This is a genomic window from Collinsella intestinalis DSM 13280 (assembly GCF_000156175.1).
GTDB lineage: Bacteria > Actinomycetota > Coriobacteriia > Coriobacteriales > Coriobacteriaceae > Collinsella > Collinsella intestinalis.
This window is the reverse complement of record NZ_GG692710.1, coordinates 823,091-842,481: the sequence shown is the minus strand read 5'-3', so window position 1 is coordinate 842,481 and position 19,391 is coordinate 823,091. Positions and strand designations below refer to the sequence as shown.

The following is a 19,391-nucleotide window of genomic DNA, read 5'->3' as shown; positions in this document are numbered from 1 at the left end:
CTGTGGCAGATTTCGAAGCTACTGATTTCGACTCGGTAAAGATCTCGCTTGCTTCCGCCGACAAGATCCGCTCGTGGTCGCGCGGCGAGGTCAAGAAGCCCGAGACCATCAATTACCGTACCCTCAAGCCCGAGAAGGACGGCCTGTTCTGCGAGAAGATCTTCGGTCCCGCCAAGGACTGGGAGTGCTCCTGCGGCAAGTACAAGGGCATCCGTTTCAAGGGCATCGTCTGCGAGCGCTGCGGCGTCGAGGTGACCACGGCCAAGGTGCGCCGCGAGCGCATGGGCCACATCGAGCTGGCGGCCCCCGTCAGCCACATCTGGTACTTCAAGAGCCCGACCTCGTTCCCGATGAGCCGCATGCTCGACATCAAGTCCAAGGATCTTGAGAAGGTCCTGTACTTCGCGAGCTACATCATCACCCACGTCGACTATGAGGCCCGTGAGGCCGACGCCGACGACCTGCGCGAGGAGCTCGCCGCCGACCTCGAGGAGATCGACGCCGAGTGCGCCCGTCAGATCGAGTCTCTGAAGGAGCAGGGCAACCCTGAGAACTTCGATGAGTTCTCCGATGAGGAGCCTCTGACCCCCGAGGAGATCGCTGCCGGCATCGTCGACATCGAGGAGGAGTGTCGCGACGAGAAGGACCTCCGTTCCGAGGCCTTCCAGGCGTTCATGCAGCTCAATGAGCGCGATCTCGTCTCCGACGAGCCGCTGTTCCGCGAGATGAAGCGCTACTACTCCATGTACTTCAAGGGCGGCATGGGCGCCGAGGCCATCCGTGACCTGCTCGACGCCATCGACCTTCCGCAGGAGGCCGCGACCCTCAAGGCCATCATCGCCGACGAGGACAGCCAGAAGCAGAAGCGCGAGAAGGCCGTCAAGCGCCTCGAGGTCGTCGATGCCTTCCTCAAGGGCGGCAACAGCCCCGCCAACATGATCCTCGACGTGATCCCGGTCATTCCGCCGGATCTGCGCCCGATGGTCCAGCTCGACGGCGGCCGCTTCGCCGCGTCCGACCTGAACGACCTGTACCGTCGCGTGATCAACCGTAACAACCGACTCAAGCGCCTGCTCGACCTGGACGCCCCTGCGATCATCGTGAACAACGAGAAGCGCATGCTCCAGGAGGCCGTCGACGCCCTGTTCGACAACGGCCGTCGTGGTCGCCCGGTCTCCGGCCGTGGCGGTCGCCCGCTGAAGTCGCTGGCCGAGGCCCTCAAGGGCAAGCAGGGCCGCTTCCGCCAGAACCTGCTCGGCAAGCGCGTCGACTACTCCGGCCGTTCGGTCATCGTTACCGACCCGAAGCTCAAGCTGCATCAGTGCGGTCTGCCCAAGACCATGGCCCTGGAGCTGTTCCAGCCCTTCGTCATGAAGCGCCTGACCGAGCTCGGCAAGGTCGAGAACATCAAGGGTGCCAAGCGCGCCATCGAGCGTCGCGCCTCCTTCGTCTGGGACATCCTGGAAGAGGTCATCGACGGCCGTCTGGTGCTGCTCAACCGCGCACCGACGCTGCACCGCCTCTCCATCCAGGCCTTCGAGCCCGTGCTGGTCGAGGGTAAGGCCATTCACCTGCACCCGCTCGTCTGCGCCCCGTTCAACGCGGACTTCGACGGCGACCAGATGTCCGTCCACGTTCCGCTGTCCGTCCAGGCCCAGGCCGAGGCTCGCATCCTGATGATGAGCTCCAACAACCTGCGCTCCCCGGCTTCCGGTAAGCCCGTGAACATTCCTTCCCAGGACATGATCATCGGCGTGTACTACCTGACCCAGGCTCGCGACGGCATGGCCGGCGAGGGCCATGTCTTCGCCAGCTTCGACGACGCCCTGCGCGCCTACGACTGCCGCGCCGAGGCCGGCGTCGACCTGCAGGCGAAGGTCCAGGTCCGCGTTTCCGAGGCCGAGGCCAACGTCGAGCTCGAGGACGGCACCAAGCTCTTCCGCGTGAAGACCGGCAAGAACTCCATCGAGGACTACGACGTGACCGGTTCCAAGACCGCTCGCTTCGAGACCACGATCGGCCGCATCATCTTCAACCGTCAGTGCCTGCCGGCCGACTACGAGTTCATCAACTACAAGATGGTCAAGGGCGATATCGCCAAGCTCGTCTCCGACTGCTGCGATCGCTACCCCGAGGCCGAGGTCGCTCCGATCCTCGACGCCATCAAGTACTCCGGCTTCCACTACGCCACCATGTCCGGCCTCACCATCTCCGTGTGGGACGCCCTGATCCCGGACGACAAGTGGCAGGTCCTCGACCGCGCCCAGAGCAACGTCGACCAGATCAACGCGTACTTCGAGGAGGGCTTCCTCAACGAGATGGAGCGCCATATCGAGGTCGTTAACGAGTGGACCGCCGCCACCGACGAGGTCGCTTCCAAGATGCTGTCCATGTTCGACGAGGAGAACCCCATCTACATGATGGCCGACTCCGGCGCTCGAGGCTCCAAGGCCCAGCTGCGTCAGCTCGGCGGCATGCGCGGCCTGATGGCGGACATGTCCGGTGAGACCATCGACCTTCCCATTAAGGCGAACTTCCGCGAGGGCCTGCTCCCGCTCGAGTACTTCATCTCCACCTACGGCGCTCGTAAGGGCCTCGTCGATACCGCTTCGCACACCTCCGACTCCGGTTACCTTACCCGTCGTCTCGTCGACGTGGCTCAGGACGTCATCGTGCGCGAAGAGGACTGCGGCACCACCGAGGGCTGCGCGTACAACCTCATCATCCCCGGTACCGAGGACCTCAACGCCGACCTCGTGGGCCGTTGCTTCCTGGACGACGTCGTCGCCCCGGATGGCACCGTGCTCTTCGAGAAGGATGCCTACATCACCTGCGTCGACGACCTCCAGAAGATGGTCGACGCCGGCCTCAAGAAGGTCTCTCTGCGCGCGCTGCTGACCTGCCGCTCCAAGTACGGTGTCTGCCAGAAGTGCTACGGCTGGGATCTGTCCACCCGTCGCCCGGTTGCCATCGGCACCGCGGTCGGCATCATTGCCGCCCAGTCCATCGGCGAGCCCGGCACCCAGCTTACGATGCGTACGATTCACTCCGGCGGCGTCGCTGGCGTTGCGGACATCACCCAGGGTCTCCCGACCGTTTCCCGTATGTTCGACATCGTCGGCAACGTCAACGAGAAGATCCTCGGTCGCGAGGCCGATCTGGCCCCGTTCTCCGGTCACCTCGCCATCAAGCCCGAGAAGTCCGAGTACGTGCTCACGCTCACCGACACGGACGACCCGAGCCGCATCCTGGACGAGAAGCGCGTCCCCGCTGCCGTCCAGTTCATGCCCGGCATCGAGGATGGCTGCGAGGTCCGCGCCGGTGACCAGATCACCAAGGGCTTCGTCAACTTCCGCAACCTGCGCCAGCTGACCGACATCGAGTCCACGATGCACACGTTCGTCGAGAACGTGAAGGAGGTCTACAACTCTCAGGGCGTCGACCTCAACGACAAGCACATCGAGGTCATGGCTCGCCAGATGCTGCGCCGCGTCCAGATCACCAACCCCGGTGACTCCAAGTACCTGCTCGGCCAGTACGTCGACCGCTACGAGTTCGCCGACGAGGTCGAGCGCGTGGCGCGCGAAGGCCTCAACCCGCCTGCGGCCGAGCCCGCGATCCTGGGTACCCTCAAGGTCGCTTCCTCGATCGACTCCTGGCTGTCCTCTGCGTCGTTCATCCGCACCGCGGGCGTCCTCACCGAGGCCGCCATCGAGGGCAAGGTCGACCACCTGCTCGACCTCAAGTCCAACGTCATCGTGGGCAAGAAGATCCCGGCGGGTACCGGCCTCAAGCCGTATGCCAAGGCCGGCATGACCTACCGCACCGAGGAGGGCTACGTCCCGGTGGACAACCCGTCCTCTCCGCACGCCAAGGTCCTGCCCGAGTGGGCTCCGGAGGAGCTCAAGGAGCTCGATACCGTCCTGCCTCAGCAGCTCGACTTCGGCGGTGGCGACTTCTCGGCCGACGGCGGTCACATCACCCGCAACGGCCGCACCATCTCCGCCGAGGATGCCCGTCTGTACCTCTTCGACGACCTGGGCGTGTCCCAGCGCTGGACCAACAAGTTCAGCGAGGTCGGCATCGAGGTCGTCGGTGACCTGGTTGGCAAGTCCGAGGAGGACCTGCTCCGCATCGACGGCATCGGCGCCAAGGCCATCGAGGAGCTCCGCGACGGCCTGGAGGAGCACAACCTCCTCTACATCCTCGAGAACACCGAGGACGTCGCCGACGAGGAAGACCTCTCCCAGCTGCTGCAGATGGTCTTCTCCCCGGATGGCCCCGACGACATCCTGCTCGGCACGAGCGCCCCGCGTCATCACCTCGACACCGATGAGGAGATGATCGGTGCCCCGGCCCAGTCCAAGGATGGCAACGGTGTCATCAACGAGGACATGGCCTCCCTCGACGAGCTGCTGAACAAGCTCGTCGACACCGATGAGGTCTATCCCGAGGAGCAGGAGGACTAGTTCCTGGCCCGGCTTCCTGGCGTTCGTAGGCGACTTGCGCCTGCAGCCGGCAATCCTGATTGCAGAGCCCGCCTTTCCCGAAAGGGGAGGGCGGGCTTTTGCATGTGCGCATATATGGGGATATTTGCGCGTGTCGATGTATGGGTACCGTGGTGATTGTCGTCGTAGGCGACGTTATCGCCACCCCCCCAACATCGACGAAGATTGCCTATGGAAATCTTCCGTTAGGAATTGATCAAACGGCATGCAAGCATAGGCAATCTCAAAGCTGCCATAGGCAATCGGGACACCGCCATGGGTAATCGGGACACTGCCATAGGCAATCGGGCAGAGCCGTTCAAAACTGTCAGCGCGATGGACGTCTCATTTGTGGTTTATGGAGACTCTACGGAATATGCTCCAAAATAGGAAACGCCCGGGCGCGTGGTCTGTTGACCGTCCAGGTACGCGCGCGTATCATAGCGAACTGCGTGTTTTGTGGGCGGATGCTGACGCCCCTTAATATGCCGTTGCACATGGAATGGAAGCTGGATATTTCGAGAAGGAGTACGCTTTGCCTACTATCAACCAGCTGGTTCGCCAGGGCCGTCGCTCGGTCCCCAAGAAGTCCAAGAACGCCGCTCTCAAGAGCAACTCTCAGAAGCGCGGTGTGTGCACCCGCGTGTTCACCACCTCTCCTAAGAAGCCGAACTCCGCTCTTCGCAAGGTCGCCCGTGTGCGCCTCGTGAACGGCATCGAGGTCACTGCTTATATCCCCGGTGAGGGTCACAACCTGCAGGAGCACTCCATCGTGCTCGTCCGCGGCGGCCGTGTTCGCGACCTGCCCGGTGTGCGTTACCACATCATCCGCGGCTGCTATGACTGCGCCCCGGTTGCCAACCGCAAGCAGGCTCGTTCCCACTACGGTGCCAAGCGCCCGAAGTAGTCTCGCGAGTAGACCCGATCATATTCAGATAGAGGAGATATAACATGCCGCGTCGTGCAGCTAAGAATCACCGCCGCGAGGTTCAGCCTGATGCTGTTTACAACAACCGCCTCGTGACGCAGCTCATCAACAAGGTCCTTCTTGACGGCAAGAAGGCCACCGCTGAGCGTATCGTTTACACCGCCTTCGACATGGTTGCCGAGAAGACCGGCGAGGACGCCCTCTCCGTCTTCAAGAAGGCCATGGACAACATCAAGCCCACGCTCGAGGTTAAGCCCAAGCGCGTCGGTGGCGCCACCTACCAGGTCCCCATGGAGGTCAACGCCCGTCGTTCCACCCAGCTGGGCATCCGCTGGATGGTTAACTTCTCCCGCGCCCGCAAGGAGAAGACCATGGCCGAGCGTCTGGCCGCCGAGATCCTCGACGCCTCCAACGGCGTTGGCGCTTCCGTGAAGAAGCGCGAGGACGTCTTCAAGATGGCCGAGGCCAACCGCGCGTTCTCTCACTACCGCTGGTAATTCAGGGAAGGGACTTAAGACATGGCTAAGCCCAAGTACAAGCTTTCCGATACCCGTAACATCGGCATCATGGCTCACATCGATGCTGGTAAGACCACCACGACCGAGCGTATTCTTTACTACACCGGTAAGACCCACAAGATCGGTGAGGTCCATGAGGGTGCTGCCACCATGGACTGGATGGTTCAGGAGCAGGAGCGCGGCGTAACCATTACCTCCGCTGCTACCACGTGCTTCTGGAACAAGGACGGTAAGGACTACCGCATCCAGATCATCGACACCCCGGGCCACGTTGACTTCACCGCCGAGGTCGAGCGCTGCCTGCGCGTCCTCGATGGCGCTGTCGCCGTCTTCGACGCCGTTGCCGGCGTTCAGCCCCAGTCTGAGACCGTTTGGCGTCAGGCTTCTACCTTCAACGTCCCCCGCATCGCCTTCATCAACAAGTATGACCGCGTGGGCGCTGACTTCTTCAACGCTATCGAGACCATGAAGGATCGTCTCGACGCTAACGCCGTGGCTGCTCAGGTCCCGATGGGCGCCGAGGACAACTTCTGGGGCGTCATCGACCTGGTCACCATGACTGCATGGGACTTCAAGGCCGACGCGAAGGGCATGACCTACCCCGAGCCGATGGACGAGATCCCGGCTGAGTTCGCTGACATCGCTGCCACCAAGCGCGAGGAGCTCCTCGACGCTGCTGCCAGCTTTGACGACGAGCTCATGGAGAAGATCCTCATGGAGGAGGACTTCACCGTCGAGGAGCTCAAGGCTGCTCTGCGCAAGGGCGTTCTGGCCAACGAGCTCAACCTCGTCTTCGTGGGCTCCGCCTACAAGAACAAGGGCGTTCAGGAGCTGCTCGACGCTGTCGTCGACTACCTGCCCAGCCCGATCGACGTCGAGGCCGTCACCGGTACCGATCCGGACACCGGCGAGGAGATCGAGCGTCATCCTTCCTTCGACGAGCCCTTCTCCGGCCTGGTCTTCAAGATCATGACCGACCCGTTCGTCGGTAAGCTCACCTATGTTCGCGTTTACTCCGGCCGCGCCGAGTCCGGCTCCTACGTGGTCAACGCTTCCAACGGCCAGCGCGAGCGTCTCGGCCGCATCCTCGAGATGAACGCCGCCGAGCGTATCGATCGTGACGACGCCTGTGCCGGCGACATCGTCGCTTGCGTCGGCTTCAAGAACTCCACCACCGGTGACACCCTGTGCTCCGAGGGCAAGGAGATCGTCCTCGAGAAGATCGAGTTCGCTAAGCCCGTTATCGACGTTGCCATTGAGCCCAAGACCAAGGCCGAGCAGGACAAGATGTCCCTGGCTCTGACCAAGCTCGCCGAGGAGGACCCGACCTTCACGGTGTCCACCAACCACGAGACCGGCCAGACCATCATCGCCGGCATGGGCGAGCTGCACCTCGAGATCATCGTCGACCGTCTGCTCCGCGAGTTCAAGGTTGACGCTAACGTTGGTAAGCCCCAGGTTGCCTACCGCGAGACCGCTGGTCACGACGTCGAGAAGGCTGAGGGCAAGTTCGTCCGTCAGTCCGGCGGTCGCGGTCAGTACGGCCACGCCGTCATCAAGCTCGAGAAGATGGAGGAGGGCTTCGGCTACGAGTTCGTCAACGCTATCGTCGGCGGCGTCGTGCCCAAGGAGTACATCCCGTCCATCGATAAGGGCATCCAAGAGGCCCTGAACACCGGTGTTATCGCCGGCTTCCCGGTCCTCGACGTTAAGGTCACCCTGTTCGACGGTTCTTACCACGAGGTCGACTCCTCCGAGGCCGCCTTCAAGATCGCCGGTTCCATGGCTATCAAGGACGCCCTCAAGAAGTCCGATCCGCAGCTGCTCGAGCCGATCATGGCTGTCGAGGTCGAGACCCCCGAGCAGTACATGGGCGACGTTATGGGCAACCTCTCCGGTCGCCGCGGCAAGATCGAGGGCATGGAGGATCGCAGGAACAGCAAGCTCATCCGTGCCAAGGTGCCGCTGGGCGAGATGTTCGGTTACGCTACCGACCTTCGCTCCCAGACCCAGGGCCGTGCTACCTACACCATGCAGTTCGACTCCTACGAGCCGGCTCCCAAGTCCATCGTGGACGAGGTCATGGCCAAGAACGGCACCAACTAAGGTCTGTCGCCTGTACTTGTAAACACACCGCGAGGCTGCCCTCGCTATCCATTGTTGGAGGTTAAGTTGTCCAGCCAGAAGATCAGGATTCGCCTGAAGGGCTATGATCACGAGGTCGTGGATCAGTCCGCCAAGCTCATCGTCGACACCGCTCAGAAGACCGGTGCCCGCGTCTCCGGCCCCATTCCGCTGCCGACCGAGCGCAACCTGTACACCGTCATCCGCTCTCCTCACGTGAACAAGGACTCTCGTGAGCAGTTCGAGATGCGCACCCACAAGCGTCTGATCGACATCCTCGATCCCACGCCCGGCACCGTCGATTCCCTCATGCGTCTCGACCTGCCTGCCGGCGTCGACATCGAGATCAAGCTCTAAGGTCTAGTCTTACCGCTTGAATCGCGTTTCGCGCTTTTGAAATGGCCGCTGCCCATGGGGTGGCGGCCATTTGCCATTGCCACAGAATGCCTAATGCTGTGGATATGACTCAAAACATTCGCCAGAGGCGAGTGTTCCTGGCGGATATGTGCTCACAGGCCTCGCCTCTGGCGAACGTTTTGCCGTAGTTTCTCTTATCGAAGGAAGGGGTACCTTTGATCGAATGGATTATCGCCAGATCCGAAGGCGACCGTGGTAGGGTCGGCGCCTTGGCGGGGGTTGTCTGTATCTCGTTGAATGTGCTGCTCTGCATCGCAAAGGCCCTGGTTGGCATCCTGTCAGGGTCGGTCTCGATCGTTGCCGACGCGCTCAACAATCTGAGCGACGCGAGTTCCAACATCGTGAGCGTTCTCGGATTCAAGCTCGCCAGCAAGCCGGCTGACCCCGAGCATCCCTACGGCCATGGTCGCTTTGAATACCTATCCGGTCTCGTCGTTGCCGTGCTCGTCCTCATGATCGGTGTCGAGCTCGTCAAATCTTCAATCGACAAGGTGTTGAATCCAAGTCCAGTCGAGTTCTCTCTCGCTTTGGTGGTGGTCCTCGCGGGGTCCATGGCGGTTAAGCTTTGGATGGCGCATCTCAACCGCGTGCTCGGCGAGCGCATAAAATCCGAGACGCTTCTTGCCACGGCCCAGGATTCCAAGAACGACGTTATCGCCACAGGCGCAGTGCTTGCGTGTGCCATCATCGCTTATGTGGCGGGCATCGAGCTCGATGCGTGGGTCGGACTCGCGGTCGGCCTGTATATCGGTTGGAGCGGCATCGAGCTCATTCGCGACACGGTCAACCCGCTTCTCGGGCAGGCTCCCGATCCCGAGCTCGTTGCCCACATCCGCTCGAAGATCATGTCCTATCCAGGTGTCTTGGGCACTCATGACCTCATGGTTCACGACTATGGCCCGGGTCGGCAGTTTGCGAGCGCCCATGTGGAAATGGCCGCCGAGACCGATCCCATGGAGAGCCACGACACGCTGGATAACATCGAGCAGGCATTTAAAGACGATGACGGCCTCATCGTCACGCTGCACTACGACCCGATCGTTACGAACGACCCACATGTCGTTGATATGCGTAATAAGATCGACGCCATGGCGAAGAGTATCGATGGCGAGGCGAGTATCCATGATCTGAGATGCGTTCCCGGCCCGACTCACACGAATGTGATTTTCGACTGCCTGCATCCGGTTGAGTGTGCATTGAGCCCGTCTGAGTTCAAACGAAAGCTCGGCGACATGGTCGTTGAGGAGTATCCCGAAGCGGTTCCAAAAATCACCGTCGACGAAGACTATGTGAGCGCCGAGCAGTAAGAGAATGCGGCGCATCATGATGGCGCCCATGCAGCCCGCGACGAATTACAACACCTATGCAGCTGTGTCGACGGACTAGGAGCGCGATCGATCGCGTCCCGTGAACACCTGATACAGCAAGGCCCTCTCGTAAGAGAGGGCCTTGTGGTTTAGGGCGCATTGCTTGAGGGGCTCTGAATGCTCATCTCGCATAGATGAGCTGCGGGCTCATGCCGTCGGGTGGAAAGGCGCGTCGGTGCCTGTCTGCGTCAGCGTATCGTATCTGAGCTATCGGCAAAGATGCTCATCGATCCAGGAGATGATGTCGCTGGATTCATAAAGCGGCTTGCCGTCGATGAACAGGCAGGGCACCTGCTGTTTGCCGCCGACTTCAATCAGGGTGGCTGCCGCATCGCGATCTTGAGAGATATCGATTAAGGGAATCGTCACGCTCTTGCGGTCAATGAAGTCGAGCACCTTGATGGAGAAGGGGCAGGTCGGGCGATAATACAGGGCGAGTTCATGATTGGCGTTCATGCGGTTTCCTTTCGTTGAAATACTACTGAACGGGTAGTCTATACCCCAAAGTCTGCGTCGTGAATGCGCGACGACTCTATCGCCATGAAAGCAATCGTCGATCTGTGGGGCGATCGTTGATAAGGGTCCGGGGCGGAGTGGACATCGTGGCTAGTGCGGGCTTACCGCGCCTTTGCCGTTCGGGATGCGCCGTCCCGCCTTGCCGGAGATATGCTCGAGGTCGATAGCCCAGACGGCGGTCGCGGGCAGCTCCCATTCGATGGCATCTCCGATCTTGTCTCGATGCTCGGGGCAGTATTTGAGGCAGAGCTGGGCGAGCGCGCGGCGCGCGCAGGCTGGTTCAACGACGCGGCGAACCGTGCCGGTTGCGATGACGCTGGCATATCGCGTGGCGAAGAACCCCGGCTCGCCGTTTTCCTTCACATAGACGGGCTCCATATCCATGGCCACGGTCACGCACACGCGTGGGTCGCGCGTCCAATTGTCCGTTTTCTGACCGCCGGCGATACCGGTATGGATAAGAAGGGAGTCGCCGTCGAGGACGTAGGAGAGAGGCGTGGCGTAAGGATGACCGTCTTCATCGACGGTGGCGACGACGCAGTATTCGCCCATACGGAGGATGTCGCGGGCTTCCTGTTCGTCAATGGCGCGCTCGGGGAGTTGTTTCATGGGGTGGTTCATGTCATTCCTTTCGATGTGCGGAACAAGGAGGCGCCGCATGATGAGCACGTCACGCTTGCCTGCCGGATAAAGGACGCCAGTGGTTTGCGTGCGGACAGGCGAAAGGCCGCACTTCTCCATGACGCGGTGTGACTGGGTGTTCTCGAGGAAGTGGTCCGCGTAGATGGCCCGAGCGCCCAGGGAATCGCGAGCGTGGTCGATGAGGCGCTGAAGGGCCTCGGCGGCAAAGCCTTGACCCCAATAGGGCACACCGATCCAATAGCCGACGGAATACTCATCGTCCGCCTCGAGATAATCGCAGGCATCGCCTGTTAAAAGACCGATTGCGCCGATGAGCTCGCCGCTTTCGCGCAATGTAATGGCGTATTGCTCGGGCCCTTGTAGGACATTACGAAGGATGTCGAGGCTCTGTTCTTCGCTCGTATGTGGCGGCCAGCCTGCAGCGGTTCCGACGCGCGGGTCGCGTGCGAGCTCGAAGAGGGCCGGGGCGTCAGCGTCTGCCCAGGGGCGCAGGGCAAGGCGGGTGGAGAAGAGCTCCATGGATGTGCCTTTCAGGGTTGGGAGGGTGGTCGGAGTGTGGTTGTGAGGGCTGTTTGCAAGCTTTTGCGGGCTACGATTGAGAACATGAGGGGGATGCGGGGGAGAGTCGCGGGCATGCGCCACGACTCGTCTTCTGATCGATGCCGAGTGGGTTACGGCTAGGATGCCCGTCCGCGAGCAAACGTATCAGGCAACTTATCTGCGAGCGCAAAGCTGTTCGTAGCGTCTCGATGATATGGCGGACAGCGGAGTTTGCCGTGTCGGCGAGAAGGCAAAAGCGCCGCCGACCGTGATGGCCGACGGCGCTTGAGCGTCAGTGAGCAGACGGAGGGGCTGCGAGGCGTTTAGCCGAAGTAAGCCACACCGCTCTCGAACAAGGGCATGAACTTCTCGCCGGGGACGTTCTTGTACAGACCGTCGCCGCGACGCTCGACGTGGCCCATCTTGCCGAACACGCGGCCGTCGGGGCTGGTAATGCCCTCGATGCAGGCGACGGAGCCGTTGGGGTTCACGTCGAGGTCCATGGAGGGCATGCCCGCCACATCGACGTACTGCGTGGCGATCTGGCCGCCGGCACGGAGCTGATCCAGGACCTCGTCGCTGGCCACGAAACGGCCCTCGCCATGGGAGATGGCAACTGTGTAGAGCTCATCGAGGTCGCACTGGGACAGCCAAGGCGAAAGGTCGCTGCAAATGCGGGTGCGAACCAGACGGCTCTGGTGACGGCCGATCTCGTTGAAGGTCAGCGTCGGGGCTTCAGGCGTGGCGTCCACGATGTCGCCGTAGGGCACAAGGCCCAGCTTGACGAGCGCCTGGAAGCCGTTGCAGATGCCGAGCATCAAGCCATCGCGGGACTGCAGCAGGTCGCGAACGGCCTCGGTGACCTCGGGTGCGCGGAAGAACGCGGTGATGAACTTGGCGGAACCGTCGGGCTCGTCGCCACCGGAGAAGCCGCCCGGGATCATGACAATCTGGGACTCGCGAATGCGGTGCGCAAGCTCGCGGGTGGACTCGGCGACGTTCTCAGGCGTGAGGTTGTTGATCACGAAGACATCGGCCTCGGCGCCGGCGGCGCGGAAGGCGCGCGCGGAGTCGAACTCGCAGTTGTTGCCAGGGAAGACAGGGATGATCACGCGGGGCTTGGCAATCTTGAGGCCGCCGTAGGTCGCGCGGATGCGACCCTCCTCCTCGCAGCGGTAGCGCTCCTCGGGGATGAGCTCCTCGGGGGCATCGACATCGTCGGCGGCGCTGCGGTAGGGGAACACGCCCTCGAGCGCGCTCGCCCAGGCCTCCTGCAGTTCGGCCAGATCGAGCGTCTCGCCGTAGGCGGTGAACTCGTAGGGCTCGCAGGTCACGCCGAGCTCGACCACGCACACGCCGTCGGCCTCGGGCAGGGCAGCGCCCTCGTCGAGCTCAACGACGAAGCAACCGTAGGAGTGGTCGAACAGGTCGCGGGCGTCGGCTTCGTAGTAGGCCTCGGACACCTCGAAGCCCAAGCGGTTGCCCAGGCAGGCCTTGAACAGGATCTCGGCCAGGCCGCCAAAGCCCGCGGTGGACACGGAGAGCGCCTTGCCCTCGCGCACGAGGCTCTCGACGGTGCGGAAAGCGGTGAGCAGGGAAGCGGACTCGGGCAGGAGGTCGTCGACCTGATAGGTGGGCTGGATCAGCGCGACGCGGTGGCCGGCGCCCTTGAACTCGGGCGACACCACGTTGGCGAGCTTGTCCACGGCCACGGCGAAGGAGACGAGCGTCGGCGGGACGTCGAGGTCCTCGAAGGAGCCGGACATGGAGTCCTTGCCGCCGATGGCGCCGGCGCCGAGCTCGACCTGGGCCATGAGGGCGCCCAGCACGGCGGCCATGGGCTTGCCCCAGCGCTCGGGCACGTCGCGCAGACGCTCGAAGTACTCCTGGAAGGACAGGTAGACCTTCTCATGGTCGAAGCCAGTGGCCACGAGGCGGGAGATGCTCTCGACGACGGAGAGGTAAGCGCCGCGATACTGGTCGGCGTCCATGATGTAGGGATTGAAGCCCCAGGCCATGCCGGAGACCGTGGTGGTCTCGCCGTCGACCGGGAACTTGGCGACCATGGCCTGGTTCGGGGTGAGCTGACGCTCGCCGCCGAAGGGCATGAGCACGGTTGCGGCGCCGATGGTGGAGTCGAAGCGCTCGGACAGGCCCTTGTTGGAACACACGTTGAGGTCGCTCACGAGCTCGACCATGGCGTCGTGGAAGGAGTCGCAGGTCTCGGCGCCCGGCACCATGGGGACGGTGCTCTCGTAGATGCCGTCGAGCGTGCCGAACTCCTCGAGTGCGGCCTCGGCCAGCTCGCTCTCGGGGTCGATGGGGGCGATGCCCTGCGCCACGACGTGGACGTCCTGGTACTTGGGCGCGCCGTTGGAGTTGAGGAAGTCGCGGGAGAGATCGACGATCGCGTCGCCCTGCCAGGCCATGCGGACGCGGGGCTCGCAGGTGACCTCGGCGATCACGGTCGCTTCGAGGTTCTCCTCGGCGGCGTAGCCCATGAACTCCTCGACGTCGGCCTCGGCCACGGCCACGGCCATGCGCTCCTGGGACTCGGAGATCGCGAGTTCGGTGCCATCGAGGCCGTCGTACTTCTTGGTGACCATGTCGAGGTCGATGTAGAGGCCGTCGGCCAGCTCGCCCACGGCGACGGACACGCCGCCCGCGCCGAAGTCGTTGCAGCGCTTGATCAGGCGGCAGGCGTCGCCGCGGCGGAACAGGCGCTGCAGCTTACGCTCCATGGGGGCGTTGCCCTTCTGGACTTCGGCGCCGTCCTTCTCGATGGATTCGACGTTGTGGGCCTTGGAGGAGCCGGTGGCGCCGCCGATGCCGTCACGGCCGGTGCGGCCGCCGAGCAGGATGATCTTGTCGCCGGGCGCGGGGCACTCGCGGCGGACGTGGCTCGCGGGCGTGGCGCCCACCACGGCGCCGACCTCCATGCGCTTGGCCATGTAGCCGGGGTGGTAGAGCTCGGAGACCTGGCCGGTGGCAAGGCCGATCTGGTTGCCGTAGGAGGAATAGCCGGCGGCTGCGGTGGTCACGATCTTGCGCTGGGGCAGCTTGCCGGCGATGGTCTCGGAGACGGGGACGGTCGGGTCGGCCGCACCGGTGACGCGCATGGCCTGGTAGACGTAAGAGCGGCCGGAGAGCGGGTCGCGGATCGCACCGCCCACGCAGGTGGCCGCGCCGCCGAAGGGCTCGATCTCGGTGGGGTGGTTGTGGGTCTCGTTCTTGAAGAGGAACAGCCAGTCCTGGTCCTCGCCGTCGACGTCGACGGTCACCTTGACGGTGCAGGCGTTGATCTCCTCGGACTCATCGAGGTTGGTGAGGATCCCCTGCTTCTTAAGCCACTTGGCGCCGATGGTGCCCATGTCCATGAGGCAGACGGGCTTCTCGTCGCGGCCGAGCTCGTGGCGCATCTCCATGTAACGGTTGAAGGCGGCCTCGACGGCGGCGTCGTCGATCTCGATGTTCTCGAGGTTGGTGCCGAAGGTGGTGTGGCGGCAGTGGTCGGACCAGTAGGTGTCGATCACGCGAATCTCGGTGATGGTGGGGTCGCGGTCCTCATCCTTGAAATACTGCTGGCAGAACGCGATGTCGGCCTCGTCCATGGCAAGACCGCGCTCGGCGATGAAGGAGGCGAGCGCGGTCTCGTCCATCTCGCGGAAGCCGTCGATGATCTCGACCGGCTCGGGGTCGGGAATCTCCTGGGTGAGGGTCTCGGGGCACTCGAGCTCGGCGAGGCGGGACTCGACCGGGTTCACCACGTAGCCCTTGATAGCGTCGAAGTCCTCGGTGGAAAGATCGCCGGAGAGCAGGTAGACCTTTGCGGAGCGAACGGTGGGGCGCTCGCCCTGGGAGATCAGCTGCACGCACTCGGCGGCGGAGGCGGCGCGCTGGTCGAACTGGCCGGGCAGCGCCTCGACGGCGAAGACGGTCGCGCCGGGCTCCTCGGGGAGCTCGTCATAGGCGAAGTCGACCTGCGGCTCGGAGAACACGGTGGGCACGCAGGAGCCGAACAGCTCCTCGTCGATGCCCTCGACGTCATAGCGGTTGATGACGCGCAGGCCCGTGAGCGCCTCGATGCCCAGGGTGTCGCGAAGCTCGGCGAGCAGCTGCTGCGCCTCGACGTCAAACCCGGGTTTCTTCTCTACGTACACGCGAGAGACCATTGAGTCCTGCCCTTCTTTCTGTACGGGTCGGTCCGTCGGCGGCGGTTGCACGACCTTGAGCCGAACGGTTTGCTAACCCTTCAATAATACGCCACCGTCCAGGCCTATCTGCCGTGCGTATGTGTGCAATTTGGGGACGGGTGCGTTTTTACACGCGCGGGCTCGCGCCCGCGTTCCTCCACGCGAATGGATGATTCGTCCGCGACTTCAGTACTTCATAACCACTCTTACGCAAACGTCACCCGGCGGTAAGGATGCGCAAAGCTTCGACGGGCACAATGGGGCGCAGCATCAAGACGAGGCCTCCCCGTATCTCCCGAAGTCATGCTTGCCAAAACAGCGTCGGGGGGGGGGGTAGGGCTCTCGGACACGGCGCCCATGGCGCCCGTGTGGAACCGAAGGGATGGGATGACACGTGAAGTACTTGGAGAACATCGAGCGAGTCGCCCGCGAGTGGCCCTGCCGGACCGCCGTGCGCACATCGACGGGGATGAGCCTGACCTATCGAGAGCTGTGGGCGGCGTCTGGGGCGCTCGCCGAGCAGGTGGGCAAGCTTGTCGAGCGCGGTATGCCCGTCATCGTGTACGGCAACAAGGACCCGTTCATGGTCGTATGCTTTCTCGCCTGCATGAAGGCCGGGTGCCCCTACGTTCCCATCGACGGCAACTCCGTGCCGCCGCAGCGCACCGCGTCGATCGCCACGCAGATCCGTGCCTCCATGACGGGCGACGCGGGCATTGAGGCCCCGCTCGTGCTGGCGGTGGGAAGCTTCCCCACATGTGACGACATGCCGCCCGTTACCGTCATCGAGCATCGCGCCATCGACGACCTCGTGGCGGCCACGGGCCACTCCGACCGCGGTCGCTGGATCGATGGGGAGGACCTTGCGTACATCCTGTTCACCTCCGGTTCGACCGGTGCGCCCAAGGGCGTCGAGGTCACGGCGGCCTGCTTTGACAACTTCTGCGCATGGGACCTCGAACTCGCCCACGGCAACACCCCTGAGCGCTCGGATGGTCGCGTGTGGCTCGATCAGGCGCCCTTCTCGTTCGACCTGTCGGTGTTCGAGCTCGCCGGCACCCTCGGCGGTGGCGGCACGTTGTACTCGCTGGCCGCCGAGACGCAGCTCAGCATGGCGGCTCAGTTCGCCGCGCTCAAGGAGAGCGGCGCGGATATCTGGGTCTCGACCCCGTCGTTTGCCGAGCTTTGCCTTGCGAATGCCGATTTCGACCAGGGCGCCATGCCCGAGCTCAGGCTCTTCTTGTTCTGCGGCGAGACGCTACCGAACGCGACGGCCGCGCGCCTGCTCGAGCGCTTCCCGCGGGCTCGCGTGGTCAACACCTACGGTCCAACCGAGTCGACCGTCGCCGTCACCTCGGTTGAGGTGACGACCGAGATGGCGGCGAGCCCCGAGCCCTTGCCCGTGGGCGCCCCGCGCCTCGGCACGCGTATCCGCATCGTCGATGAGGAGGGGCGTTCCGTTCCCGCCGGCGCCTTCGGCGAGGTCGTCATCGAGGGCGATACGGTCGCCCGCGGCTACTTTGGGCGGTCCGACCTCACGACGCGAGCCTTCGACACAGCCGTGCTCGACGGCGCCGCCGTGCGTGCCTACCGAACCGGCGATGAGGGTTATCTCGATGCCGAGGGCATGCTGCATTTCCGCGGCCGCCTCGATCTGCAGGTCAAACTCAACGGCTTTCGCATCGAGCTCGGCGAGATCGAGGGCCATCTGCGTCGCCTGCCCGAGATCGCCGCCGCCGCGGTCGCCCCGGTGTATCGGGACGGGAAGATCTCGCATCTTGTGGCGCATGTCGTGCCGTCCGAACCGCTTGGGGACACGCCGTTTCGCGCGGGTCTCGCGCTTAAGGAGCGCCTGGCCGAGTTCCTGCCCCATTACATGGTTCCGAAGAAGGTCGCGTTCCATGAGTCCTTGCCCATGACCGGCAACGGCAAACTCGACCGCCGTGCCCTCACCGAGAAGAAATAGGCACCGATGGGCTTTTATACCTCCCCGTCGTTTTTCATGGCGCTCGCCGCAGCGGTGGTTCCCGCCGCAGTGCTCGGCTTCATGGAAAGGCGCATCAAGTATTACGGCTTCGCGGCCTCATGCGTGATGGTCGGTCTGCTCTTCGCGGGCAGCCCCGCCGGTGCCGTCGCGTTCGCGGTGTTTCTCACGGTGGCGTTCGCGTCCATGCGTGCGACGCTCGCCAGCTGGAAGAGCGGCCGCAAGAGCATGGCGGTGTACCGCGCATCGCTTGTCGCGACCATCGCTCCGCTCGTCATCTACAAGGTGGGGGCGGTGTTCGATGCGAACCTGCTGGGCTTCATCGGCATCAGTTACCTCACCTTCAAGGCGGTGCAGGTGCTCATCGAAATCCGCGATGGGCTCATCGACGACCTCGGCGTCGTTGACTACCTGTACTTCCTGACGTTTTTCGCGACGTTCACCTCGGGGCCGATCGATCGGTCGCGTCGGTTCCGAGAAGACGCCGACAGACGGCTTTCCCGATCCGAGTACGCCGACCTCTTCAGTCGGGGCATCTTGTTCCTGCTCGCCGGAGCCGTGTCGCAACTGGTGCTGGCAACGATTGCGCAGACGGCCCTCGACCCTTCCGCCACCGCGCAGCTCGCGGGCGTGCCGGCGGTGATCTCGATTCCCGGGCCGGCGCCGGTGCGCACCATCGCCCGCGCGTACGTCTACGCCCTGTATCTCTTCTTCGACTTTGCCGGCTATTCGCTCATGGCAGTGGGGGCGAGTTACTGCTTCGGCATCGCCACGCCCCAGAATTTCCGCGCCCCGTTTGCGGCGCAGGACATGAAGGACTTTTGGAACCGTTGGCACATCACGTTGTCCACGTGGCTGCGCGACTTCGTCTTCATGAGGTTCGTGCGCATGGCCTCCAAGCGAAAGCTCTTCTCGAGCCGCCTGCACACGGCGTGCGCGGCCTACCTGGTCGACATGCTGCTCATGGGCGCGTGGCATGGGTTGACCGTCGACTACCTTGCGTACGGCCTGTATCACGGCGTGTTGCTCGCGCTCACCGAGGTCTACCAAAAGCGGTCGACCTTCTACAAGCGGAACAAGCGCAAGCGTTGGTACCGGGCGCTGTCGTGGTTCGTCACGATGCAGCTCGTGGTCATCGGCTTCGCGCTCTTCTCCGGTCAGCTCACCCACATCATCGAAAGGATCATCAATGGATAGGAACGAACTCGAGGCAGAGGTCCTCGACATGCTGGAAGACATCTGCGACGACGAGGCCGTGCGCGAGGAGCGCGACATCGACCTGTTCGCGGCTGGCCTGCTCGACTCCCTCGCCGCTATCGAAGTGCTCGTCGAGATCGAGGAGCGCTTCGGTGTGGACATCGCGCCCACCGCGGTCGAGCGCTCGGAAATGAACACGGTGAACAAGATCATCGAGCAGATCGCGGTGAGACTGTGATGAGCGCCGAGGGCCGTCCGGGCGAGGCCGTGCGCGCCGCGGGGCATAGCGCGTCTGCGTTTGCGTGCCTGCGTTCCTTGACGCCCGAGCGCGTGCGCACATGGTTCTACTCGGACGCGGCTTCGGCGGCCGTCGCTTGGTTTGCGGCCGTCGTGGTGCTCGTGGCGGTGCTCGGGTGGTTTTTCGTGCTCTCTCCGTATGGCGCGCCGGCAAGCCCGGTGTATGCAGAGTTCTAGGGGG

The 19,391-nt window shown here is 63.3% G+C and carries 13 protein-coding genes; 10 read left to right on the top strand and 3 right to left on the bottom strand.

From position 1 onward, the window contains the following. Positions 1-2 precede the first annotated feature (2 nt). The 6 genes from COLINT_RS03900 (at position 3) to COLINT_RS03875 (ending at position 9,781) form a co-directional block, all read left to right on the top strand. Positions 3-4,469, top strand: coding sequence for a DNA-directed RNA polymerase subunit beta' (locus COLINT_RS03900; protein WP_182282029.1), 4,467 nt, complete (start codon positions 3-5; stop codon positions 4,467-4,469). A 553-nt stretch (positions 4,470-5,022) separates the two neighbouring features. After that, positions 5,023-5,394 carry a 30S ribosomal protein S12 gene (gene rpsL, locus COLINT_RS03895; protein WP_039910333.1) on the top strand — a complete coding sequence of 124 codons (372 nt, stop codon included), beginning with the start codon at positions 5,023-5,025 and terminating at the stop codon, positions 5,392-5,394. A gap of 44 nt (positions 5,395-5,438) precedes the next feature. Then, a complete protein-coding gene (gene rpsG / locus COLINT_RS03890; protein WP_006723068.1) occupies positions 5,439-5,912 on the top strand; it encodes a 30S ribosomal protein S7 in 474 nt (157 codons plus the stop codon). 21 nt (positions 5,913-5,933) lie between these two features. Then, complete coding sequence (fusA, locus tag COLINT_RS03885; protein WP_006723067.1) at positions 5,934-8,039, top strand: elongation factor G; 2,106 nt, start codon at positions 5,934-5,936, stop codon at positions 8,037-8,039. Positions 8,040-8,105: 66 nt separating this feature from the next. After that, positions 8,106-8,414 carry a 30S ribosomal protein S10 gene (rpsJ, locus tag COLINT_RS03880; RefSeq protein WP_039910332.1) on the top strand — a complete coding sequence of 103 codons (309 nt, stop codon included), beginning with the start codon at positions 8,106-8,108 and terminating at the stop codon, positions 8,412-8,414. Between the two features lie 215 nt (positions 8,415-8,629). Further along, positions 8,630-9,781, top strand: a complete 1,152-nt coding sequence (locus tag COLINT_RS03875; protein WP_006723065.1) for a cation diffusion facilitator family transporter — start codon at positions 8,630-8,632, stop codon at positions 9,779-9,781. A gap of 267 nt (positions 9,782-10,048) precedes the next feature. On the opposite strand, the gene COLINT_RS03870 is transcribed toward COLINT_RS03875, so the two are convergent. The 3 genes from COLINT_RS03870 to COLINT_RS03855 form a co-directional block, all read right to left on the bottom strand. Continuing rightward, positions 10,049-10,297 (bottom strand): glutaredoxin family protein, encoded by a 249-nt coding sequence (locus COLINT_RS03870; RefSeq protein ID WP_006723064.1) that lies wholly within the window; start codon positions 10,295-10,297, stop codon positions 10,049-10,051. 150 nt (positions 10,298-10,447) lie between these two features. After that, positions 10,448-11,518: a GNAT family N-acetyltransferase gene (locus COLINT_RS08140; protein WP_006723063.1), complete on the bottom strand. Its 1,071-nt coding sequence runs from the start codon at positions 11,516-11,518 to the stop codon at positions 10,448-10,450. Between the two features lie 344 nt (positions 11,519-11,862). After that, a complete protein-coding gene (locus tag COLINT_RS03855; protein WP_006723061.1) occupies positions 11,863-15,711 on the bottom strand; it encodes a phosphoribosylformylglycinamidine synthase in 3,849 nt (1,282 codons plus the stop codon). A gap of 415 nt (positions 15,712-16,126) precedes the next feature. On the opposite strand from COLINT_RS03855, the gene dltA reads away from it, so the two are divergent. From dltA to COLINT_RS03835, 4 genes are read left to right on the top strand one after another with little or no spacing between them, the layout of a single operon-like run. Continuing rightward, positions 16,127-17,698: a D-alanine--poly(phosphoribitol) ligase subunit DltA gene (dltA, locus tag COLINT_RS03850; RefSeq protein ID WP_006723060.1), complete on the top strand. Its 1,572-nt coding sequence runs from the start codon at positions 16,127-16,129 to the stop codon at positions 17,696-17,698. A 6-nt stretch (positions 17,699-17,704) separates the two neighbouring features. Further along, entirely contained in the window at positions 17,705-18,913 is a 1,209-nt protein-coding gene (gene dltB, locus COLINT_RS03845; protein WP_006723059.1) for a D-alanyl-lipoteichoic acid biosynthesis protein DltB, read from the top strand. Next, on the top strand, positions 18,906-19,151 hold the full coding sequence (gene dltC, locus COLINT_RS03840; RefSeq protein ID WP_006723058.1) for a D-alanine--poly(phosphoribitol) ligase subunit DltC: 246 nt from the start codon (positions 18,906-18,908) through the stop codon (positions 19,149-19,151). Before dltB ends, dltC begins: the two co-directional genes overlap by 8 nt. Then, positions 19,151-19,387: a hypothetical protein gene (locus COLINT_RS03835; protein ID WP_006723057.1), complete on the top strand. Its 237-nt coding sequence runs from the start codon at positions 19,151-19,153 to the stop codon at positions 19,385-19,387. Before dltC ends, COLINT_RS03835 begins: the two co-directional genes overlap by 1 nt. Positions 19,388-19,391: the final 4 nt, after the last annotated feature.